Annotated in this window: 2 protein-coding genes; both read right to left on the minus strand. The window is 55.8% G+C overall.

What is annotated here, in order from left to right; all coding sequences use genetic code 11:
* Positions 1–152: 152 nt before the first annotated feature.
* Entirely contained in the window at positions 153–458 is a 306-nt protein-coding gene (locus PG883_RS23300; protein WP_000130000.1) for a PadR family transcriptional regulator, read from the minus strand.
* Between the two features lie 10 nt (positions 459–468).
* Positions 469–1,674 carry a chromate efflux transporter gene (gene chrA / locus PG883_RS23305; RefSeq protein ID WP_000184001.1) on the minus strand — a complete coding sequence of 402 codons (1,206 nt, stop codon included), beginning with the start codon at positions 1,672–1,674 and terminating at the stop codon, positions 469–471.
* Positions 1,675–1,966: the final 292 nt, after the last annotated feature.

Consider the following 1,966-nt stretch of genomic DNA (forward strand, 5'->3'; position numbering starts at 1 on the left):
AGCATAGTCGAGATTGGTGCAGATCACTTCTGATATTGAACTGTCAGGAGCTGGCTGCACAACAGCCATTACGCCCAATCAACTGGTGCAGTCGTCTTCTGAAAATGACAATCCAGTTAGGGTATAGCTCAACCTGACATAGAAGCAAAAACTCAACCACCTTCTACCAACTCTCCGAACAGCTCCTTGACCTTTGTTTTCGCATCAGCAAGTGCAGTTCTGCCTTGTTCAGTGATGTCATAAACACGCCGTTCACGTCGCCCGGTGCGTTCGTGGCGTGAGGTCAGATAGCCTTTTTTTTCCAGGCCGTGCAGCATCGGGTACACGGTGCCAGCGCTCATCTCGTAGCCGTGTCGGCGTAGCTCTTCGATGATCCCCAGCCCAAAGACAGGTTCCTCGGCTGCATGGTGAAGGATGTGCAGGCGGATCAAACCGCCGTAGAGGTCTTTGTCAGTCATTTTTTGTGCCTCACAGAGCGACGCTCAACAGCCACCCAGCTGCACCGCTACCGAGGACAACCAGCCACGGCGGGAGCTTCCAGAACATAAGTGCGACAAGGGCAACTAATGCCAAGCCGAAGTCTTGCGGCTGAAAGATGGCGCTAGTCCATACAGGCTGATACAGCGCGGCCAGCAGCAAGCCGACTACAGCGGCATTGATCCCGGCCAGCGCAGCTTGGATGCCTGTATTGCGGCGCAAACGCTCCCAAAATGGCATTGATCCGACGACCAGCAAGAACGAGGGCGCGAAGATAGCCAGCAGACACACAATGCCGCCGATCCAGCCCGACGGGGCGGTGTTCATCGAGGCACCAAGAAACGCGGCGAACGTGAACAAAGGGCCGGGCACCGCTTGAGCTGCCCCGTACCCCGCGAGAAAGGATTCATTGTTGACCCAGCCGGAGGGCACCACTTCGGCTTGCAGTAATGGCAGCACAACGTGACCACCGCCGAACACCAGTGATCCGACACGATAGAAGGAATCCACCATTGCCATGGTTTGACTTGGCATCAGTTCGGCCAACACCGGCAGGCCAATCAGCAAGACAAAGAACAGCGAGAGCCAAAGCACGCCGGCCCGGTGACTGACCGTGATAGGTAGGGGGTCATGCTCAACAACTTTCGCTGGCTTGAACAATAACCGGCCTGCGATGCCTGCGATAGCAATCACGCCAACCTGTCCCCACGCGGACGGCACAAGTAAAACGACGCAGGTAGCAATTGCCATGATGGTGACTCGCAGCCCATCCGTGCATAGGTTACGCGCCATGCCCCATACTGCTTGAGCGACCACGGCCACAGCCACCACTTTTAAGCCATGCAACGCGCCCTGCGAGACGTAATCGCCATAGCTGGAGATGCCGAGCGCAAAAAGGATCAAGGCTATGGCAGACGGCAGCGTGAAGCCAGCCCAAGCAGCCAGCGCCCCGCTGTATCCAGCCCGAGACAGTCCTACCGCTATGCCGACCTGGCTGCTTGCAGGCCCTGGCAAGAACTGACAAAGCGCGACCAAGTCAGCATAGCTCCGTTCGGAGAGCCAGCGCCGCCGTGTGACAAATTCGGCGCGGAAGTAGCCCAAGTGCGCAATGGGGCCGCCAAAAGATGTCAATCCAAGCCGCAGAAAAATAAGAAAGACCGACCATGGTCTGCTGTCATCGGTAGGGTTATTCGTCATACTTTCGCCTTCATGATCTGCAACGAGTTGATCAATAATAAGCGAAATTCGATAACGAAATTCGATATAAATCTAGAAAAAAATACCTCTATGTGTACTACGCAGTTTTAGCTGTGGCTTTCACAGGAGCACGCTTACTTACGGCTTAGCGTGCTTTATTTTCCGTTTTCTGAGGCGATCCCTAGGAGCTCGGATCTCAGGACGAAGGTCTCCGCGAATGTCCGGTCGATCCGCGCGACGTCCCAGGCGGGCGTTCCCTTGGCGGACATCCACGCCGCAGCGTCGTGCATCA

Source organism: Aeromonas sp. QDB25, from assembly GCF_027707725.1.
Classification (GTDB): domain Bacteria; phylum Pseudomonadota; class Gammaproteobacteria; order Enterobacterales; family Aeromonadaceae; genus Aeromonas; species Aeromonas caviae.